This window comes from Rhodococcus sp. P14, assembly GCF_000256505.1.
Taxonomy (GTDB): Bacteria; Actinomycetota; Actinomycetes; order Mycobacteriales; family Mycobacteriaceae; genus Rhodococcus; species Rhodococcus ruber.
In genome coordinates, this window is sequence record NZ_AJFC01000227.1 from 1 (window position 1) to 4,378 (window position 4,378).

The window sequence follows — 4,378 nt, forward strand, 5'->3', positions numbered from 1 at the left end:
CGGCTCGCCGGAAAGTGGTACGACCGGGGTGCGTCGAGCGGCTCGGCGTCCCGGATCGCGTCGTACACGTCCGGCCACGGCAAGGACCGCACGAAGTCCACCCAGCCCTCCGGTGAGGCCGGGGGCCGGTGACCGAGCATGCCGACCGCCGTCACGAGACAGCGACCGTTCTCGATCGTCTGGAGGGCGGCGCCGCGCGGGTCCGGCGGGGACGGCGCGAGCAGAATACCCAGGTCGCCGCCCATGCGTGCCGGATCGGCAGGGTAGGTACGGGTGACGTACGTGAGATCGACGCGGACCTCCTCCCGCTCGGGTGGGGGGTATCCGAGCTGCTCGAGCCACGCCGGGGTTCGCGAACCACGCCCGGTGGCGTCGACGACGAGATCGGCGTCGAGCACTTCCTCGACGCTGCCGTCCGCCCGGCGGAGCACGCGCACGCCGGTGACCCGTCGACCGTCACCGCTCACCATCGCCCCCAGCGCGTCGCACCGGTCGACGATCCGCACTCCGGGCAGTGCGGCGACGCGGGACCGGATCCGATGTTCGAGATTCGGCCGGCTCGCGCTCACCGCCGTCAGGCCGCTCTCCGTCTGCCGGAGGCGGTGGCCGCCGAGATACCAGCGCACGTCGCCGCACTGGTCCACCAGCGGCGCCCCGTCTGCGACGAGCTCCGCGGTGAGGCCGGGCAGCAGATTCTCGATGGCGCGCATCCCGCCGGCCACCAGCACATGGATGTGCCGTCCCTGCGGTACACAGCGCCGCGCCGCGGCACCGTCCGGCAGCCGGTCGTGATCGATCACCACCACATCCGAGTACGCATCCGACAACACCCGTGCGGCAAGCAAACCGGCCGTTCCCGCTCCGAGCACCACGGCACGATCACCGATTCGTGTCACCATTTCCGGCACCTCCTCGTTCGAGTGCGAGAAGCATGCGGCCGGATTGTGCTCGGTCACCAGTCCGTTCGGTGCTCGGTCGTGCTCACTGCCGGCGGCCGTACACCTCCTGGTCCCACAGCCACGACACGATCCGCTCCACACCTGCGGTCAGATGCCTGCGATAGGTGCTGAACGGCAGTCCGAGCGCCGCTGCGGCCGATTCCTGGGTTGCGGCCGGTCGCAGGTACGTCCGATCCACGGCCCGCAGCAGTTTGTCGTCGCGGGGGTGGTCGGCCAGGGTGGCGACCGCGTCGCGGAGCACCTCCTCGAGCAGCGCGACGTCGGGTTCCCCGGAGCCGGTCCGGTCGTGGAGCACTCGAGTTCGCAGCAGCGGATTGCGGGCGAGGAGATCGTGCCGCCGCAGGTCGTGCAGGCCCTGCTTGACCGACTGCGCGAACTCGGGTTGGGAGAGGACGAGCAGCACGGGTGCGCCGGGCGCGGACGGGGACGGACCGCGGGCCAGCGCCCGGTCCGTCACCCGCTCGAGCCAGGCGTCGACCGGGACGCGCCGGAAATCGTGGGCGAACAGACCGAACCGGCGGCCACCGACGACGAAATCGCCGCCGGCGACGCGCGGCAGATCGGCCACGGCGAAGTAGTCGTCCCACCGGTCCGGCTCGGCCAGGGCGAGCACGTCGTAGGCAAGGCCCCGGGTGGTGAGGCATCGCTGGATCGTGAGAATCGGGACTGCGTTGAGCGTCGGCGAGGGGTCCTGGTACTCCTCCCGGTCCACGACGAACCGGGTCTGGGTGACGACCTCGCCCTCGCGCACCGGCGTACATCGCTGTGCGACCCGCCATCCCGCCGCGGCACCCGGGTCGCGGACCCGATCCGCCTCGGCGGCGCGGGTGAGATCCAGCAGCCCGATCACGCCGCGGACGGTCCCGTCCAGGTACCGGAGCACGAAGAAGCCGTCGGGTTGCCGTGCGAGCCACCACTGTGCGTGCCGGGCGGACTCCTCTCCCTCCGCGGTCCCGATCAGCTCGACGACCGCCGCGCGGTCGGCAGCGGTGGCGGGCTCGGGATAGTGTCGGCCCCAGCTCTCCCACTGCACGGGCGACAGCACGCCGGCGAGGTTGCGGAACACGAACTCGAGATCGAAGATCGCCTGCTGTTGCCGCCGGCCGGTCGTCGAGTCGAGCGCCCGATGGATGTGCCGCCACACGAGGCGGAAGACGTCGGCATAGCTGTCGGCGTCCCGCCACCACAGGTCGGCGTCGATGACGTCGCGGGCCAGGTCGTGAGGATGGAGCCCGTCGGCGCCGGTCTCGACGAAGGACAGGCTCCGAAGCCACCGGAACGCGTCGTGCGCACAGTCGTCGTCCGCGCCGAGCGCGTCCCGCAGGAGCGATTCCGTGGTCACGCGGGCGAGTGCGCACACCTCCAGTGCCCGCCGGTGGACCGTGCCGGGTTCCTCGTCGACGAACCGGCGCAGCAGAGTTCCCACCAGGTCGGGGGTCAGCGGATCGGCGTCGGCGCTGCCGCCGCGGAGCACCGCGTCGGCGAGCAGCGACAGCGCCAGGGGGTGGCCGTGGGTCACGCGGCAGAGACGCTCGTGCAGGTCGTCCCGGACCCCGGCGGCGCGCAGGTATTCGACGCTCTCCCGGGGAGCGAGGTTGCGCAGCGACACCACCCGCAGCAGCTCGCCCCAGGCGAGATCCGAGCGCCACTGCGGCGACGGTGGATCCCGCCCCGCGATCACGGTCACCGCGTCGTCCGGGAACCGCGGCAGCAGATTCCGGCGGATCCAGCCGTCGATCGGTGCGAGTGCCTCGTACGTGTCGATCACCGTCACGAGGCGTTGCCCGGACGCGGTGGCGATTCGGTCCGCGCCCACGTCGAGGTGCTTCTCCAACGCGGCGAGGACGGCGGCCGGATGGGGGACGAGGTCCCGCCCGTCGAGACGCACGAGAGCCGACCCGGCCCCCGCGGCGAGATCGGCGACCTCGTCGAGCAGGCTGGTCTTGCCGATCCCTCCGGGTCCGTACAGGTACAGCACCGAGAACGGGGACCGGGGTGCGTCGAGGGCGGCACGTACCAGCTCGAGTTCGGCCGCACGCCCGACGAACCGGCGGCGTCGGCGCGCGGCGAGCACGTCGCCGAGAGTTGCCGAGGGCGGGACGCGGTCCCTCATACCCCCGACCCTACGAGGTGGCGGCCGCCGGCGGTACCGTCAGCCGATCAGGACGGCGTAGCCGGGCTTGATCACGTCGTCGATGATCTCGAGCCGCTGATCGAACGGCAGGAACGCGGACTTCATCGCGTTGATCGTGAACCGCTCGAGGTCGGACCAGCCGTACCCGAACGTCTCGACCAGCCGCATCATCTCCTTGCTCATCGTCGTGTCGCTCATCAGCCGGTTGTCGGTGTTGACGGTGACGCGGAACCGCAGGCGTGCCAGCAGGTCGAACGGATGCTGTTCCAGGGTGTCGACGGCGCCGGTCTGCACGTTCGAACTCGGGCACAGCTCGAGCGGAATCCGCTTGTCGCGCACGTAGTTCGCCAGCAGACCGAGAGTGGCGGTGCCGTCCTCGGCGACGGTGATGTCGTCGACGATGCGCACACCGTGACCGAGGCGGTCGGTGCCGCAGAACGCGATGGCCTCGTGGATGGACGGCAGTCCGAATGCTTCCCCCGCGTGGATCGTGAAGTGCGCGCTGGCGGCGCGCATGTACTCGAAGGCATCGAGATGCCGGCTCGGTGGGTAGCCGGCCTCGGCACCGGCGATGTCGAACCCGACGACGCCGCGGTCGCGGAACCGCACCGCGAGTTCGGCGATCTCACGGGACCGGGCGGCGTGCCGCATCGCGGTGAGCAGCAGCCGCACCCGGATGGGCTGGGCACCGGAGGCCTCCACCGCGGACTCCCCCGATCGGAAGCCCTCGAGCACGTGCTCGACCACGGAGTCCAGGTCGAGTCCCCGCTCGAGATGCTGTTCGGGGGCGAAGCGGACCTCGGCGTAGACGACGCCGTCGGCGGCGAGGTCGAGCACGCATTCGCGGGCGACCCGCTCGAGGCCGTCCGGGGTCTGCATGACGGCCACCGTGTGCGCGAACGTTTCGAGGTAACGCTCGAGCGAGCCGCTGTCGGCCGAGTCCCGGAACCAGCGCGCCAGTTCGGGTTCCGTGCCGGCCGGCAGCCGGTAGCCGCAGGCCTCGGCCAGTTCGAGCACGGTTCCCGGCCGCAGACCGCCGTCCAGGTGGTCGTGCAGAAGTACTTTCGGCGCGGTCCGCAGCGCGGGTTCGGTCAGTGTCGTCGCCGGCTCCGTCATGCCCCGACGGTAGTCGGCTAGGCGGTGATCCGCTCGACGACGAGCGGTCGTGTCGCCGGCGCGGAATCGGCGATGTGCACGCCCTCGCCGAGGGTCGCCATCGCGGCGGGGAACTTCACCGGGGTGTCGGTGTGCAGGGTGGCGATCGTGTCCCCGGCGCGGACCCGGT

3 protein-coding genes are annotated in these 4,378 nt (G+C 71.4%); all 3 read right to left on the reverse strand.

The window, feature by feature from the left end:
• The coding region (locus tag OEY_RS0115845) for an FAD-binding monooxygenase (protein ID WP_029540063.1) at window positions 1-899 on the reverse strand (899 nt) is incomplete at its 3' end.
• Window positions 900-981: 82 nt separating this feature from the next.
• Window positions 982-3,072, reverse strand: coding sequence for an ATP-binding protein (locus OEY_RS0115850; RefSeq protein ID WP_029540064.1), 2,091 nt, complete (start codon window positions 3,070-3,072; stop codon window positions 982-984).
• 39 nt (window positions 3,073-3,111) lie between these two features.
• Window positions 3,112-4,209, reverse strand: a complete 1,098-nt coding sequence (locus OEY_RS0115855; RefSeq protein WP_010594834.1) for an adenosine deaminase — start codon at window positions 4,207-4,209, stop codon at window positions 3,112-3,114.
• Window positions 4,210-4,378: the final 169 nt, after the last annotated feature.